This is a genomic window from Afipia felis ATCC 53690 (assembly GCF_000314735.2).
Taxonomy (GTDB): Bacteria; Pseudomonadota; Alphaproteobacteria; order Rhizobiales; family Xanthobacteraceae; genus Afipia; species Afipia felis.
The window spans coordinates 124,806-139,389 of the sequence record NZ_KB375270.1 but is presented as its reverse complement, the minus strand read 5'-3'; the positions used below and the strand labels follow the sequence as shown (position 1 = coordinate 139,389).

The window sequence follows — 14,584 nt, the reverse complement described above, 5'->3', positions numbered from 1 at the left end:
CAGGACAGAGGTGGTGACCACCAGACCAGGGCCAAACACACCGCCTGCAGCAGCATCGCGCCTATTTCCAATTCCCCCCGTTCCCGGAAAAACGTAAACCGTTCATGCAAATCTGGCGCGGTCAAAAACGTGCCAGATATTCGGACCGGGCAGGATCGTTGCGGCAAAGCACCATGTCACCCACTGATGCCGACGATGACCTGAGCGACTCCCTGATGGCTGAAGCCGCGCAATTGCGCACCTCGCCGACGTTTCCCACCGCCATTCGCGAATACACGGTTGCGATCTCGCGGTTCCGCGAGGCGCCGCGCCTCATCAACAAGCTGATGGCTTCGGAAACGCGCTTCCGTTTGACCGCTTATGTATTTTGTTTTGCTGCCTATTATGAAAGGCATGGCCCGCTCGGCGGCGTTACCTATACCCAGTTGCTCGACCTGTGTGCACAGCGGGAGGAACTCACCCCGCGCACTCTGAAGACAACGCTCACCCTGCTGAAACTGGCAGGCTTCGTCAAAACATCACGAAATCCATCTGACCGCCGCTCGAAATCCTACCATCCGACCCCGCGCATGTGCGATTTCGTCAAGAGTTGGATGCCCCATGCAGTGAACGCCCTCGACGCAGTGCAGCCGGAGATGCAACGCGCGCAGATGTTGGCGCAAGATCCGGATTTCATCCGGCGTTTCGCCGCTGCTGCCGGATACGCGCATGCGACGGGTATTCCGCTGATCGACCGCATGCCTAAATTCACATGCTTCTTCGGAAAGCGCGAAGGTGCCATCCCTGTCGTGCTGGCGGTGATGATGTCCGATATTGATGGCACGCCACTACCGAGCCGGGCGCAGATTGCCAAACGTTTCGGACTATCGAAGACGCAAGTCTCAAACATGATCGTCGAAGGCACCGGGCTCGGTTTTTTCTCGACCAATGAGGCAGGGACTCCCCACGCGACCGCCTATCTGCGTGACAGTTACGCACGCTTCATCTCGATCGAACTCGCCTTTTACGCGCGGCACATGCGACCGGCCTGACGCGTATCTGCGCATCGTCTTGGATGCCCACGACAAGCATGAGGTTCTGGCAGCGTCAGGACGCCAGCGAGGGCGCCTCCGCCGCGCCGATCTGCGCGATCATCGCCTTGGCGATCTCATGCTCCCCCATGATGACCGAATTCGCCCCGTGGTGCTTGAGATGGGCGATCTCTTCTTCTGAATGCGCCCGCGCGATAATCGGCAGATTCGTACTGATGGCGCGCGCCTTGGCAACGATCTGGCCACCCTCGAAAGCATCGGGGATGGCGACCAGCAAGCCGCGCGCAACATCGAGATTAGCCGCCTGCAACACGCCCGCCGCCGCCGCGTTGCCGTTGATGACTTCGACACCTTCCTGCCGCAACCTCTCGATCGTGCCGGGATTGTCCTCGATCACCAGAAATGGCTCGTTCGCCCCCCGCAGCGCTTTGCCAACCACGCCACCGACACGGCCATAGCCAACCAGAACGACATGGTTCGAAAGCCTCGTAACCGGCAGTTCGACGCGCGGCGGAGCCGGCTTCTCGTCCGGCGGTAACGGGGGCGCGTCCTTTTTCTCCACCAGAATGCGGTCGAGCAACGCAAACCACAGCGGGTTGAGCATGATGGTGATGATCGATCCCGCAAGTACGAGGTCACGTCCGCGCTCCGTCATCAATGACAGGCTGACCCCGAGGCTGACGAGGATGAACGAGAACTCGCCGATCTGGGCGAGACTCGCCGAGATTGTCAGTGCCGTCGACCTGGAATAGCCGAACACCCGCACGATGCCGTAAGCCGCAAGCGATTTGCCGAACAGGATGATGAACAGCGTCGCCAGAAGCGGCAACGGCTCGTTCACGATGATCGAGGGATTGAACAGCATGCCCACGGAAACGAAGAACAGCACCGCAAATGCATCGCGCAGCGGCAGCGTCTCGCTCGCGGCACGCTGGCTGAGTTCGGATTCGCTCAGGATCATGCCGGCAAAGAAAGCCCCCAGCGCGAATGAAACGTCGAACAGGATCGCCGCGCCGAAGGCCACACCAAGTGAGATCGCGAATACCGCAAGACGGAATAGTTCGCGCGAGCCCGTATGCGCGACGTAATGCAGAAGCGCCGGTATGAGGCGGCGACCGACCACCAGCATCAGTACGACGAAGGCCGCGACCTTGCCGAGCGTCAACGCGAGCGGCCAGACCAGCGATGCGACATCCATCTCGCCTGCCGCATGGCCCTTTAACATCCCTGCTAGAGGAGGCAGCATCACCAGCGTCAGCACACAGGCGATATCCTCGACGATCAGCCAGCCGACCGCGATGCGGCCACGTTCGGTGTCGATCAGCCGCCGCTCCTGCATCGCACGCAACAGCACGACGGTCGAAGCCGTCGAAAGCGCGATGCCGAACATGATGCCCTTGTCGGTGCTCCAGCCGAGCAACCAACCCAATCCCCAGCCCATCACCGTGGCGGCCGAAATCTGCACCACCGCGCCGGGCAGCGCGATCGCCCGCACCGACCACAAATCCTTCAGCGAGAAATGCAGCCCGACACCAAACATCAGAAGAATGATGCCGATTTCGGCGAGCTCATTGGCAATATTCTGGTCGGCAACGTAGCCGGGCGTGAACGGCCCCATCACCACGCCGGCAAGCAGATAGCCCACGAGCGGAGAAATACGGACACGCTGGACCAGCGCACCGAAGACAAATGCCAGCACAAGGCCGACGACGACCGTTGATATCAAAGGAGTATTATGATTCATGCGGTATTTTGTAGCATCCGATATCAAGTTACCAGCGTGCTGCCCGGCTACCCATCGCCGCAGTCCCGACCAGGCCAAACCTGCGACGACAAGGACACGAAGTCCCCCGGACGGATATGATGAACATTGACGTGCCTCAACCCGTTACCGTGAGGCCGCGCGATGATGTGGCATCAATTGCAACCCGTCGATTGGAGGCATCTCGTGATCAAAGATATCACCCTCAAGCTCGAAACCGATCCAGGTCGCGACCGCTCTCTCAGCTATGCGATGTCGGTTGCAAAAGCATTTGACGCGCATGTGACTGCGATGGCGTTCTGCGACCCGCTTGGTTTTCCGCAGTATCCGATCCCCACACTTCCCGCATCGGTGGTCTCCAACATCATTGAGGAGAAGGAGCGCGAGGCGCGTGAGGCGACGGCACGGTTCCAGGCTGCCGCAGAGGAAGCCGGCCTTTCCTTCGATCACGAGATCGTCACGCACCGCCTGCCTCATTCGGCGGCAGCCTTCGCGGTGAAAGCACGGCGCTCCGACCTCAGCATCATACAGCAGGCCGAGACCAGAGATGACGATAACGAGGCCATCATCGAGTCGGCATTGTTCGATTCCGGACGGCCTGTACTGATCGTGCCCTACATTCAGAAAGACAGCCTGCGGCTCGACCATGTGGTATGCTGCTGGGATGGCAGTTCGACCGCCGCGCGTGCCGTGAATGACGCCCGGCCGCTGTTGAAGCGAGCGAACAAGGTCGAGGTCCTGATCATCGCCAACGAAAAGACTCAGGATTCACGTCACCAGGCGAGCGGCACGGGTATCGTGAACCATCTCGCCCGGCACGGCATCGAGGTAGCATTGAGGGTGGTGCCGGCAGCCGATGTCGACGTCAACAACGCTATCCTGTCTTATACCGGCGATCACGGCAGCGATCTTGTGGTGATGGGTGGCTACGGCCATTCGCGCTTGCGCGAATTTGTGCTCGGCGGCGTTACCCGCGGCATCCTCGGATCAATGACCACGCCCGTGTTCATGTCGCACTGAGCGGAACGAAGTAGCGCTGGATTTTCACCATGCCGGACCGATCGGTATGGCGAGTATGACGTAACCCGTACTCTTAGACGCCCTGCTCAATCACAGGCTTCGGCTTTGAAAGCGCCATCGTGACTCCAGCCAGCGTAAGTACAATTGCACATATTTCGCGCCAGCCGACGCTATCACCCAGAAAGAGTGCCCCAGCGAGAATACCGATCACGGGTACGGACAGCATACCCACCGCTGCTGTCGTGGCAGAAAGACGACGAATGGCCGCGAACCATGTCAGATAACAAGTCCCCATCGGCACAAGGGTCATGTAGACCAGCATGAGGCCACTATCGATCTTGAGAGCTCCTATATCCGGATGTTCGAATGCGAGGCCCAGCACGACCATCGGAAGGCATCCCAATCCGATCTGCCAAGCCACAAAAGAAATCGGCGCAGCCGGCGCGGACCGGGCATTCAAAAGGCTGCCGAGCGCAAAGAGAATGGCAGCGCCGAGCGCCAGAGCGATGCTGACAGTTTTGTCAGATGCAAGTCCAAGGGGGTGGCCTGAAAAGAGAACGAAGAGTCCCGCGAATCCCAAAATGAGTCCGGTCACGTCGCGCGGTTTCGGCCGCGAGCCAAGAACGGGCCACGCAAGAATCGTCGCCCAAATCGGCATTGTATAAACGAGAAGTGCAGCCTCACTGATCGACAGTGTCGTCATCGAGATGGTGGTAAAACCCATCCAGGCAAAGACATTGGTGAATGAAGCAAGGAGCAGCGGCCCCCACGCCTTTCGCGGCACGCCCAAACGTTCGCGGCTCGCCGCTGCAATCGCGAACAGGATGAGTGTCGCGACAACACCGGAAACGCCGCGCGCGAACAAAGGCGGCCAGTCGCGCAGGAGAATCTTCATGGCTGGCCAATTCAGACCCCAGCCGATCGCCGTGGATGCGAGAAAAAGAAGTCCGCCCAATCGGACCTGATGGGTGGGTGCCCCTTTGTGCATTGATGGTTCCTAGTGCGCCTGAAGCGTCAGGCGCCCATCGCCTTCTCTATCGCAGCGATCGCCTCATCGGCCTTCGAGCCGTCCGGGCCGCCCGCCTGCGCCATGTCCGGACGCCCGCCGCCGCCTTTACCACCAAGCGCTTCGGAGGCCACACGCACCAAATCGACGGCGGAAAAACGCGAGGTGAGATCAGGTGTCACGCCGACCACGACGCCCGCCTTGCCATCCTCGGTCACACCGACGATAGCGACAACGCCCTCGCCAACCTGTTTCTTACCACTGTCCGCGAGGCTCTTGAGATCCTTCATCTCGATGCCATGCACAGCGCGGCCGAGGAACTTCACACCCGCCACGGTGCGGATGTCGCCGCCCGATGCACCGCCCGCAGCGCCACCGCCCATCGCGAGCTTCTTGCGCGCGTCTGATAGATCGCGTTCGAGCTTCTTTCGCTCCTCTATCAGAGCGGCGACCCGCGCGGGCATGTCTTCAAGCGTTGTCTTCAATTCAGCTGCCGCCAACTTCGCGGTCTGGATGCTGTGATTGGCTGCATTGCGCGCGGCACGCCCAGTCAACGCCTCGATACGGCGCACGCCGGAGGCAACCGCGCTCTCACCGGTGATCGAGACGAGACCGATATCGCCGGTGCGCTTCACATGCGTGCCGCCGCACAGCTCGACCGACCAGCCGAGCGTGTTGCCGCTGCCGTGCCCCATCGAGACGACGCGTACTTCGTCACCGTATTTCTCGCCGAACAGCGCACGCGCGCCCGAACTGCGGGCATCCTCGATGCCCATCAGCCGCGTCGCAACCTCGCCGTTCTCCAGCACGATGTCGTTGGCGATATCCTCGATGCGACGCAATTCATCCGCCGTGATCGGCTTGGTATGCGCGAAGTCGAAACGCAGCCGCTCCGGCGATACCAGCGAACCGCGTTGGGCGATGTGATCGCCGAGCACCTGACGCAACGCCTCATGCAAAAGATGCGTCGCGGAATGGTTGGCGCGGATCGCACCACGACGCGCGTGATCGACTTCGAGCTGCAGCGCGGCGCCCTTCTTCAAGGTGCCTTGCTCGAGCTGGCCGACATGGACAAACAGATCGCCCGCCTTCTTCTGCGTGTCGGTGACGCGGAAGCGCACGCCGCCGTCGCCGGTCAGGAGGCCGATGTCGCCGACCTGACCGCCAGATTCGCCGTAGAACGGCGTCTGGTTCAGCACCACGGAAGCGCTATCCCCTGCCTTCAGGCTGTCAACGCTCGCGCCATCCTTGACGAGCGCCGTCACCACACCCTCGGCGATCTCGGTGTCGTAGCCAAGGAATTCCGTCGCGCCGAGTTCCTCGCGCAGCGGAAACCAGATCTTCTCGGCGGCCGTATCACCCGAGCCCGCCCAGGATGCGCGCGCCTTTGCCTTCTGACGCTCCATCGCGTCGGTGAAAGACGCAAGGTCGACACCGATGCCGCGGTTGCGCAGCGCGTCCTGCGTGAGATCGAGCGGGAAGCCATAAGTATCGTACAGCGTGAACGCCGTCTCGCCGTCGAACATGTCGCCCTTGTGCAGCGACGCGCTCTTTTCATCGAGGATGGCAAGGCCGCGATCCAGCGTCTTGCGGAAGCGGGTCTCTTCGAGCTTCAGCGTTTCCTCGATCAGCGCCTCGGCGCGCACGAGTTCGGGGTAGGCCTGCCCCATCTCACGCACCAGTGCCCAGACGAGGCGATGCATCAGCGGGTCTTTCGCGCCCAGCAACTGCGCATGGCGCATCGCGCGGCGCATGATCCGGCGCAGCACGTAGCCGCGCCCCTCGTTCGACGGCAGCACGCCGTCGGCGATCAAGAACGATGACGCACGCAGGTGATCCGCGATCACGCGCAACGAAGGCGCCATCGGTCCATGCGGATCGGCGCCCGTCAATTCGGAGATGGCACGGATCAGTGCTACGAACAGGTCAATCTCGTAATTGTCGTGCTTGCCCTGCAGCACAGCGGCCACACGCTCGAGTCCCATGCCCGTGTCGATCGACGGATGCGGCAGCGGGTTGCGATTGCCCGGCGCGATCTGATCGAACTGCATGAAGACGAGATTCCAGATCTCGATGAAGCGGTCGCCGTCTTCATCCGGCGATCCCGGAGGGCCGCCCGGCACCTTGTCGCCATGGTCGAAGAAGATTTCCGAGCACGGACCGCACGGGCCAGTGTCGCCCATCTGCCAGAAGTTATCGGAAGTCCCGATGCGGATAATCTTCGATTCCGGCAGGCCCGCGATCTTCTTCCAGAGATCGAACGCCTCGTCGTCCTCGGCGTAAACCGTCACCAGGAGACGATCCTTGGGAAGCGCGAAATCCTTGGTGATCAGCGTCCACGCCAGTTCGATCGCACGGTCCTTGAAGTAGTTGCCGAACGAGAAGTTGCCCAGCATCTCGAAGAAGGTGTGGTGGCGAGCGGTGTAGCCGACATTGTCGAGGTCGTTGTGCTTGCCGCCGGCACGGACGCATTTCTGCGAGGTGGTGGCGCGCTGGTAGGGGCGCTTCTCAAGACCCGTAAACACGTTCTTGAACTGCACCATGCCCGCATTGGTGAACATCAATGTCGGGTCGTTGCGGGGAACCAGTGGCGAGGACGGGACGATCTCGTGCCCGTTTTTCGCGAAAAAATTGAGAAACCCAGACCTGATCTCGTTAACGCCGCTCATAACCGTCCAATCGACCTTGCGAATCCGTGCCGGACCATGCCGGGTAAAATGCAGATTTTCCACGCCGCTTTTAGACGGGGGATACCGCCCTTGTCCACAAAACGGGCGAAACCCGAACCAATGTCATTTAACGCATGTATGGGGGGATGCCGTTGCGTTGACAGCCCAGGAATCCCATGTTTTGCTGTGCAATATAACGACCCGTCACACCGGGAGAGATCGGCCGCTTTGAACTGAAAGCCGGCCGGCGCCGAAGGAGCAACCGCCCCGGAAACTCTCAGGCAAAAGGACCGTGTGAGGGACGATACATCTGGAAAGAGATACGGCCGGAAACGGTGCGGTATCCGCCGACGGGATAATACTCTCAGGCACAGCGACAGGTGGGGCTTCGGCAGGTTTTCGGGACGCCCGTCCCGGCAAACCCACAGGAGCACCGATGTCCGAGCCAGCCACCTTTTCCTCTCTGAAACGCGTCCCTCTTCATGCCCTGCATCTAAGCTGTGGCGGCAAGGTGGTGCCGTTCGCGGGCTATGAGATGCCGGTGCAGTACGCCGCCGGCGTGCTCAAGGAGCATCTCCACACTCGTACCTCCGCCGGCTTGTTCGATGTCTCGCATATGGGCCAGATCAGGCTCCGGCCGAAATCAGGCCGGGTCGAGGACGCAGCAGCAGCGCTGGAGCGTCTCGTTCCGCAGGACATCCTCGGCATCGCACCGGGTCGTCAGCGCTACGCGTTGTTCACCAATAACGAAGGCGGCATCCTCGACGACCTGATGGTCGCGAATTTCGGCGACGAGCTTTTTCTGGTCGTCAACGCCGCGTGCAAGGCCGACGACGAGGCGCATTTGCGCGCCCACCTCGCCCGTGATTGCGAGATCATCCCCCTGCCCGACCGCGCGCTGATTGCCCTGCAGGGCCCGAAGGCGGTGGATGTGCTGACCAAATTCGATACCGGCATCGCCACGATGCGGTTCATGGACAGCGGACCGCGTACGCTGCTCGACATCCCATGCTTCGTCTCGCGCTCCGGTTATACCGGCGAGGACGGTTTCGAGATCTCGGTCCCGGCGTCCGACGCCGAACGTCTGGTAACGACGCTGCTCGCTGACGCCGCAGTACTTCCCATTGGTCTCGGTGCGCGCGACAGCCTGCGGCTGGAAGCCGGGCTTTGCCTCTACGGGCATGACATCGACACCACCACAACGCCGGTCGAGGCTGCGCTCGAATGGTCGATCCAGAAAGCCCGTCGCAAGGGCGGCGCGCGCGAGGGCGGATTTCCCGGTGCGAACACCATCCTGCGCCAGCTTGAAGAAGGCGCGCCCAGCCGCCGCGTCGGCCTGAAGGCGGAAGGCCGTGCCCCGGTGCGCGAGGGTGCGCCGCTATTCGCCGATGCATCCTCCACCAACAAGATCGGCCGAGTGACCTCCGGCGGCTTCGGCCCGAGCGTCAACGGCCCCGTAGCGATGGGCTATGTGCCCACGCCGCTCGCCACACCCGGCACCGGACTGTTCACCGACCTGCGCGGCCAGCGCTTGCCGATGCATGTCGCAAAACTGCCTTTCGTCGCTCCCACCTATCAACGCTGAGGAAATCCATGACCACGCTTTTCACGTCCGATCATGAATGGCTCCAGATCGATGGCGATACCGCAACCATCGGCATCACCGACTTCGCACAAAGCCAACTCGGCGACGTGGTGTTCGTCGAACTGCCGAAGGCAGGTCGCAGCCTGAAGAAGGCGGAAACCGCCGCCACTGTCGAAAGCGTGAAGGCCGCATCGGATGTCTATGCGCCGATCTCCGGCGAAGTCGTCGAATCCAACGACGCACTCGCCGCTGATCCGTCGCTTATCAACTCCGACCCACAGGGCAAGGCGTGGTTTTTCAAGCTGAAGCTTGCCGACAAGAGCGAACTGGACGGGCTGATGGATGAAGCAGCCTACAAGGCGCAGACCGAGTGATCCTTTTCGCCATGCCGGGACAAACCCGGTATGGCGAGACCAGACAGATTTCCTTCGAGGATGTCACATGACGATGCATCGCCCAGCGAACGAACCCGCCACCACCTTCGGCCGCCGCCATATCGGTCCCTCGCCGCGCGATATCGAGGCTATGCTGGAGACCGCCGGCGCATCGAGCCTTGATGCGCTGATCAGCGAAACGCTGCCCGCCGACATTCGCCTCAATCGTTTGCTCGATCTTCCACCCGCATTGAGCGAAGCCGATGCTCTCGCCCATATGCGCGAACTCGCCGCACAAAACCGGATATTCACCTCACTGATCGGACAAGGCTATTCCGGGACGCAACTGCCCACGGTGATCCTGCGCAACATTCTCGAGAACCCGGCCTGGTACACGGCCTACACGCCATACCAGCCGGAAATCAGCCAGGGACGGCTGGAAGCGCTGTTCAATTTCCAGACCATGATCTGCGATCTGACCGGGCTCGATGTCGCCAACGCATCGCTGCTCGATGAAGCAACCGCCGCGGCCGAAGCGATGGCGCTGGCCGAACGCTCATCGTCTGTGAAAGCCAAGGCATTTTTCGTCGACCGCAATGTGCACCCACAGACGCTCGCGGTGCTGCGGACCCGCGCCGAGCCGCTCGGCTGGACGCTCATCGTCGGCGACCCGCTGCGGGATCTCGACAGCGCGGACCTGTTCGGTGCGCTGTTCCAGTATCCCGGCACGGACGGCGCAATACGAGATTTTCGCCCGGCCATCGCAGCTCTGCACGCTAAGGGCGGCGTCGCCGTCGTCGCTGCCGACATTCTGGCGCTGACGCTGCTCGCCGCGCCAGGCGAACTCGGCGCCGACATCGCGATCGGCTCCACACAGCGATTCGGCGTGCCAATGGGCTATGGCGGACCGCATGCCGCCTATATGGCGGTGAAGGATGCGCTCAAGCGATCGCTGCCCGGTCGCCTCGTCGGATTGTCGGTGGACTCGCGCGGGCAACCCGCCTATCGCCTCGCGTTGCAGACCCGTGAACAGCACATCCGCCGCGAGAAGGCGACGTCGAACATCTGCACCGCACAAGTGTTGCTTGCGATCATCTCGTCGATGTATGCGGTCTATCATGGCCCCGAGGGCCTCGTTCATATCGCGCGCACCGTGCACCGCCGTGCGGCGACGCTCGCGAGCGGACTGCGGCAGCTTGGCTTTGCGCCCCTCAGCGAGAGCTTCTTCGACACCGTGACGGTGAAAGCCGAAGGCGCACAGCGCGCCGACATTCTTTCCCGCGCGCAGACCGAGCGCCTCAATTTTCGGGTTGCAAAGAACGAGATCGGCCTCGCGCTGGATGAAACCACCACGCCTGCAACCATTGAAGCAATATGGCGCGCGTTCGGCGGCGCGCTCGATTACGCCGAGGTGGAGCGTGAGACAACAGACACCCTGCCCTCCGCGCTCCTGCGCAACGACACATTCCTGACCCATCCGGTGTTTCACGCCTATCGCTCCGAGACGGAATTGCTGCGCTACATGCGCAAGCTCTCCGACCGTGACCTCGCGCTCGACCGCGCGATGATCCCGCTCGGCTCCTGCACCATGAAGCTGAACGCCACCACCGAAATGATCCCGCTGACATGGCCGGAGTTCGGCAACATCCACCCCTTCGCACCGACTGAACAGGCCGCGGGCTATCACGCGCTGTTTGCACGGCTGGAGCAATGGCTCGAGGAAATCACCGGCTATGACGCGGTGTCGCTGCAGCCGAACTCTGGCGCGCAGGGCGAATATGCGGGGCTGCTTGCGATCCGCGCCTATTATGCTGCGCGCGACGAAGCGCAGCGCGACGTCTGCCTGATTCCTGCTTCCGCGCACGGCACTAACCCGGCGTCCGCCAGCATGGCTGGCATGAAGGTGGTGGTCGTCGCCTGCGACACGCATGGCAATGTCGATGTCGCCGATCTGCGCAAGAAAGCCGAGGCGCATGCCGATACGCTGGCGGCAATCATGATCACCTACCCTTCGACGCATGGCGTGTTCGAGGAAGCGATCCGCGAGATCTGCGACATTGTCCATGCCCATGGCGGGCAGGTCTATCTCGACGGCGCCAACCTCAACGCGCAGGTCGGCCTCGCCCGCCCCGGCGATTACGGTGCCGATGTGAGCCACCTCAATCTGCACAAGACCTTCTGCATTCCGCATGGTGGCGGTGGCCCCGGCATGGGGCCGATCGGTGTGAAGAAGCATCTCGCGCCGTTCCTGCCGCCGCTGAATGGCGAAGACATCGGCGCGGTGAGCGCCGCGCCCTACGGCTCGGCATCGATCCTCACCATCTCCTATCTCTACATCCTGATGATGGGAGCCGACGGCCTGCACCGCGCCACGGAAGTCGCAATCCTCAACGCCAACTACATCGCAAAGCGGCTTGATGCGCATTTCCCCGTGCTCTATCGCAACCACAACGGCCGCGTCGCACATGAGTGCATCATCGATCCGCGCCCGCTGAAGACGGCCTGCGGTGCCACCGTGGACGACATCGCCAAGCGGCTGATCGATTACGGCTTCCACGCGCCGACCATGAGTTTCCCAGTGCCGGGCACGCTGATGATCGAGCCAACCGAATCCGAATCGAAGGCAGAGCTGGATCGTTTCTGCGAGGCGATGATCGCGATCCGTCAGGAAATCGCCGAAGTGGAGGATGGCAAGTTCCCCATCGACGCCTCGCCCCTGCGCTACGCGCCACACACCGTGCACGACATCGCCGACGATAACTGGCAGAGACCCTATTCACGCGCGGAAGGCTGCTTCCCGGATGGCAGCCCGCGGCAGGACAAATACTGGTCGCCGGTCGGCCGCGTTGATAACGTCTATGGCGATCGCAATCTCGTCTGCTCCTGCCCGCCGGTCAGCGATTACGCCCAGGCGGCGGAGTAAGACAGGAACCACGGGATGCGCCATGTCACGAACGAACAAGTCTTGGACAGTTTTCGTGAGTGTCGAGGATGAAGACCACAGGTGCGTCGATTTCTTTTCCAGGCCGGACGGCACCTTTGGCTTCGAGGAATTTCGGCGCGACCCGGAAGACGAAGGCCGATGGACACCGACACACACTTTTTCCAGCGGCGTCTATCCATCGGCAGCGCAAACCCTGGAAGCGGCCGAGCATTCAGTGCCGTGGCTGACTGAAACACTTAAGCAAAAGGCTTTCTTAAGAGGCCAAATCTGCTCGTCAGCCCCTTGAGGGATTTACAAAACAAAACGGACGCTATGGATGTCGGCAACTCAACATCCGCAGCGCCCGCTTTGCCTTCCGATGCACAATGTTGCGCGAGCAAGGATTCCCGTCTTGCCCACATCGCGCCAGACCTGAGAAGCTCTCAGGTCCCGGAATTTGTCTCTATTCATGCAAGGCGCGCAAAACGCGATCCGGCATGAATAATGATCAATCCTCCGCGTCGCCCTCGGCGTCGCTCTCCGGGGTACCGGCAAGAATCTGCTCGGCGATCAGGCCGGAATTCTGCCGGATCGCAGCTTCGATCTTGGCGGTCATGTCCGGGTTATCGCGCAGGAACGCTTTGGAATTCTCGCGGCCCTGACCGAGGCGCTGGCTGTCATAAGAAAACCAGGCGCCGGATTTCTCGACGATGCCAGCCTTGACGCCGAGGTCGAGGATCTCGCCCATCTTGGAGATGCCCTCGCCATACATGATGTCGAACTCGACCTGCTTGAAGGGCGGCGCGAGCTTGTTCTTCACCACCTTGACGCGGGTGGAGTTGCCGATCACCTCGTCGCGCTCCTTGATCGCACCGGTGCGGCGGATGTCGAGGCGGACGGAGGCATAGAACTTCAAGGCATTGCCGCCAGTCGTGGTTTCCGGCGAGCCGTACATCACACCGATCTTCATGCGGATCTGGTTGATGAAGATCACCATGGTATGGGACTTGTTGATCGAGGCCGTGAGCTTGCGCAGCGCCTGGCTCATCAAGCGCGCCTGAAGACCGGGCAGCGCGTCGCCCATCTCGCCCTCGAGTTCGGCGCGCGGCACCAACGCGGCAACCGAATCGACGATCAGCACGTCCACCGCGCCGGAGCGCACCAGCGTATCGGCGATCTCGAGCGCCTGCTCGCCGTGGTCGGGCTGTGAAATCAGCAGTTCATCGACATTGACGCCGAGTTTACGGGCATAGACAGGGTCAAGCGCGTGTTCGGCATCGATGAAGGCGCAGGTGCCGCCCTTCTTCTGGGCCTCGGCCACTGTGTGCAACGCCAGCGTTGTTTTGCCCGACGATTCAGGGCCGTAAATCTCCACCACGCGCCCCTTCGGCAGACCGCCGACGCCGAGCGCGATATCGAGCCCGAGGGAGCCCGACGAAATCACTTCGATATCCATGGAGCGGTCAGCCTTGCCGAGCCGCATCACCGAGCCTTTGCCGAACTGGCGCTCGATTTGCGACAGCGCGGCCGTCAGAGCCTTGGTCTTGTCCATCGACGATCCTTCAACGATACGCAGGGCGGCTGGGGCCATGGGGGGTCACTCCTTATTGTACGGGATTCGCCGGCCGGACAAACGGGCTTCCCTGAAGCGGCGGACCGGAATCGCTGAAAACGTCCGATGAAATGAATGTACCCTATTTGTTCCTTGTTCGCAATATGTTCTTTTTGCTCCATGGCCGCAAAAAAGTAAGGCCGCCTCAGTTGGCGTCTCTTTTATTCGTCCTTCGCCCTATTCCTTCAGCCACTTGCTCATTACCACACGCGGCGCGGTTTCGAATCCAAGACGTTCATAGAACGACACCACCTGCGTGTTCGTCTCCCGCACCAGCAACTGCGCTTTGACGATGCCTCGTGCGCGCAGCCAGTCCTCCGCCGCCTGCACCATCTGCTTGCCAATACCGCTGCCGCGTGAGCCGGGATCGGATGCAACATAATAGAGCCAACCGCGATGGCCGTCGTGCCCGATCATGACGCTGTCCGTGATCTGGCCGGATTCATCCTCGCCGACCAAAACGTCCGAGCACGCACCAGCCAAAGCAAATCGGAAATCGGCTGCCGGGTCGTTATAGCTCGCAACCAGTCCGCAGGACTGCCACAGCGCGATGACAGCTGTTTCATCTTCAGGACGAGCATTTCTGATCTTCAACGACACGA

11 protein-coding genes and 1 riboswitch are annotated in these 14,584 nt (G+C 61.5%); of the genes, 6 read left to right on the top strand and 5 right to left on the bottom strand.

Annotation, left to right across the window (positions count from 1 at the left end; translation table 11 throughout):
- Nucleotides 1–173 precede the first annotated feature (173 nt).
- On the top strand, nucleotides 174–1,031 hold the full coding sequence (locus HMPREF9697_RS00665; protein ID WP_040307752.1) for a hypothetical protein: 858 nt from the start codon (nucleotides 174–176) through the stop codon (nucleotides 1,029–1,031).
- Between the two features lie 55 nt (nucleotides 1,032–1,086).
- Here the strand turns inward: HMPREF9697_RS00665 and ybaL are convergent, their stop codons facing one another.
- Complete coding sequence (ybaL, locus tag HMPREF9697_RS00660) at nucleotides 1,087–2,775, bottom strand: YbaL family putative K(+) efflux transporter (protein ID WP_002715211.1); 1,689 nt, start codon at nucleotides 2,773–2,775, stop codon at nucleotides 1,087–1,089.
- A gap of 204 nt (nucleotides 2,776–2,979) precedes the next feature.
- Between ybaL and HMPREF9697_RS00655 the strand changes: the two genes are divergently transcribed.
- The gene (locus tag HMPREF9697_RS00655; protein WP_040308054.1) at nucleotides 2,980–3,813 is read left to right on the top strand and encodes a universal stress protein; all 834 of its coding nucleotides are present in this window, start codon (nucleotides 2,980–2,982) and stop codon (nucleotides 3,811–3,813) included.
- Nucleotides 3,814–3,886: 73 nt separating this feature from the next.
- On the opposite strand, the gene HMPREF9697_RS00650 is transcribed toward HMPREF9697_RS00655, so the two are convergent.
- Nucleotides 3,887–4,801 (bottom strand): DMT family transporter, encoded by a 915-nt coding sequence (locus HMPREF9697_RS00650; RefSeq protein WP_002715209.1) that lies wholly within the window; start codon nucleotides 4,799–4,801, stop codon nucleotides 3,887–3,889.
- A gap of 26 nt (nucleotides 4,802–4,827) precedes the next feature.
- Nucleotides 4,828–7,488, bottom strand: a complete 2,661-nt coding sequence (gene alaS / locus HMPREF9697_RS00645) for an alanine--tRNA ligase (protein ID WP_002715208.1) — start codon at nucleotides 7,486–7,488, stop codon at nucleotides 4,828–4,830.
- 199 nt (nucleotides 7,489–7,687) lie between these two features.
- Nucleotides 7,688–7,791: riboswitch (glycine riboswitch) on the top strand.
- A 133-nt stretch (nucleotides 7,792–7,924) separates the two neighbouring features.
- Here alaS and gcvT point away from each other — a divergent pair.
- The 4 genes from gcvT to HMPREF9697_RS20240 all read left to right on the top strand — a co-directional run bounded on the left by gcvT (nucleotide 7,925) and on the right by HMPREF9697_RS20240 (nucleotide 12,677).
- Nucleotides 7,925–9,073 (top strand): glycine cleavage system aminomethyltransferase GcvT, encoded by a 1,149-nt coding sequence (gene gcvT / locus HMPREF9697_RS00640; protein WP_002715207.1) that lies wholly within the window; start codon nucleotides 7,925–7,927, stop codon nucleotides 9,071–9,073.
- 8 nt (nucleotides 9,074–9,081) lie between these two features.
- The gene (gene gcvH, locus HMPREF9697_RS00635) at nucleotides 9,082–9,447 is read left to right on the top strand and encodes a glycine cleavage system protein GcvH (protein ID WP_002715206.1); all 366 of its coding nucleotides are present in this window, start codon (nucleotides 9,082–9,084) and stop codon (nucleotides 9,445–9,447) included.
- A 67-nt stretch (nucleotides 9,448–9,514) separates the two neighbouring features.
- Nucleotides 9,515–12,370: an aminomethyl-transferring glycine dehydrogenase gene (gcvP, locus tag HMPREF9697_RS00630; protein ID WP_002715205.1), complete on the top strand. Its 2,856-nt coding sequence runs from the start codon at nucleotides 9,515–9,517 to the stop codon at nucleotides 12,368–12,370.
- Between the two features lie 55 nt (nucleotides 12,371–12,425).
- On the top strand, nucleotides 12,426–12,677 hold the full coding sequence (locus tag HMPREF9697_RS20240) for a hypothetical protein (protein ID WP_244597836.1): 252 nt from the start codon (nucleotides 12,426–12,428) through the stop codon (nucleotides 12,675–12,677).
- 201 nt (nucleotides 12,678–12,878) lie between these two features.
- On the opposite strand, the gene recA is transcribed toward HMPREF9697_RS20240, so the two are convergent.
- The gene (gene recA / locus HMPREF9697_RS00625; RefSeq protein WP_002715204.1) at nucleotides 12,879–13,961 is read right to left on the bottom strand and encodes a recombinase RecA; all 1,083 of its coding nucleotides are present in this window, start codon (nucleotides 13,959–13,961) and stop codon (nucleotides 12,879–12,881) included.
- A 198-nt stretch (nucleotides 13,962–14,159) separates the two neighbouring features.
- Nucleotides 14,160–14,582, bottom strand: a complete 423-nt coding sequence (locus tag HMPREF9697_RS00620; protein WP_002715203.1) for a GNAT family acetyltransferase — start codon at nucleotides 14,580–14,582, stop codon at nucleotides 14,160–14,162.
- Between the last annotated feature and the right edge of the window lie 2 nt (nucleotides 14,583–14,584).

Excerpts from the sequence above, each read along its gene's own strand:
- recA (WP_002715204.1), bottom strand. The coding sequence starts at position 13,961 with ATGGCCCCAGCCGCCCTGCGTATCGTTGAAGGATCGTCGATGGACAAG.
- gcvP (WP_002715205.1), top strand. The coding sequence starts at position 9,515 with ATGACGATGCATCGCCCAGCGAACGAACCCGCCACCACCTTCGGCCGC.
- ybaL (WP_002715211.1), bottom strand. The coding sequence starts at position 2,775 with ATGAATCATAATACTCCTTTGATATCAACGGTCGTCGTCGGCCTTGTG.
- HMPREF9697_RS00665 (WP_040307752.1), top strand. The coding sequence starts at position 174 with ATGTCACCCACTGATGCCGACGATGACCTGAGCGACTCCCTGATGGCT.
- alaS (WP_002715208.1), bottom strand. The coding sequence starts at position 7,488 with ATGAGCGGCGTTAACGAGATCAGGTCTGGGTTTCTCAATTTTTTCGCG.
- gcvH (WP_002715206.1), top strand. The coding sequence starts at position 9,082 with ATGACCACGCTTTTCACGTCCGATCATGAATGGCTCCAGATCGATGGC.
- gcvT (WP_002715207.1), top strand. The coding sequence starts at position 7,925 with ATGTCCGAGCCAGCCACCTTTTCCTCTCTGAAACGCGTCCCTCTTCAT.
- HMPREF9697_RS00650 (WP_002715209.1), bottom strand. The coding sequence starts at position 4,801 with ATGCACAAAGGGGCACCCACCCATCAGGTCCGATTGGGCGGACTTCTT.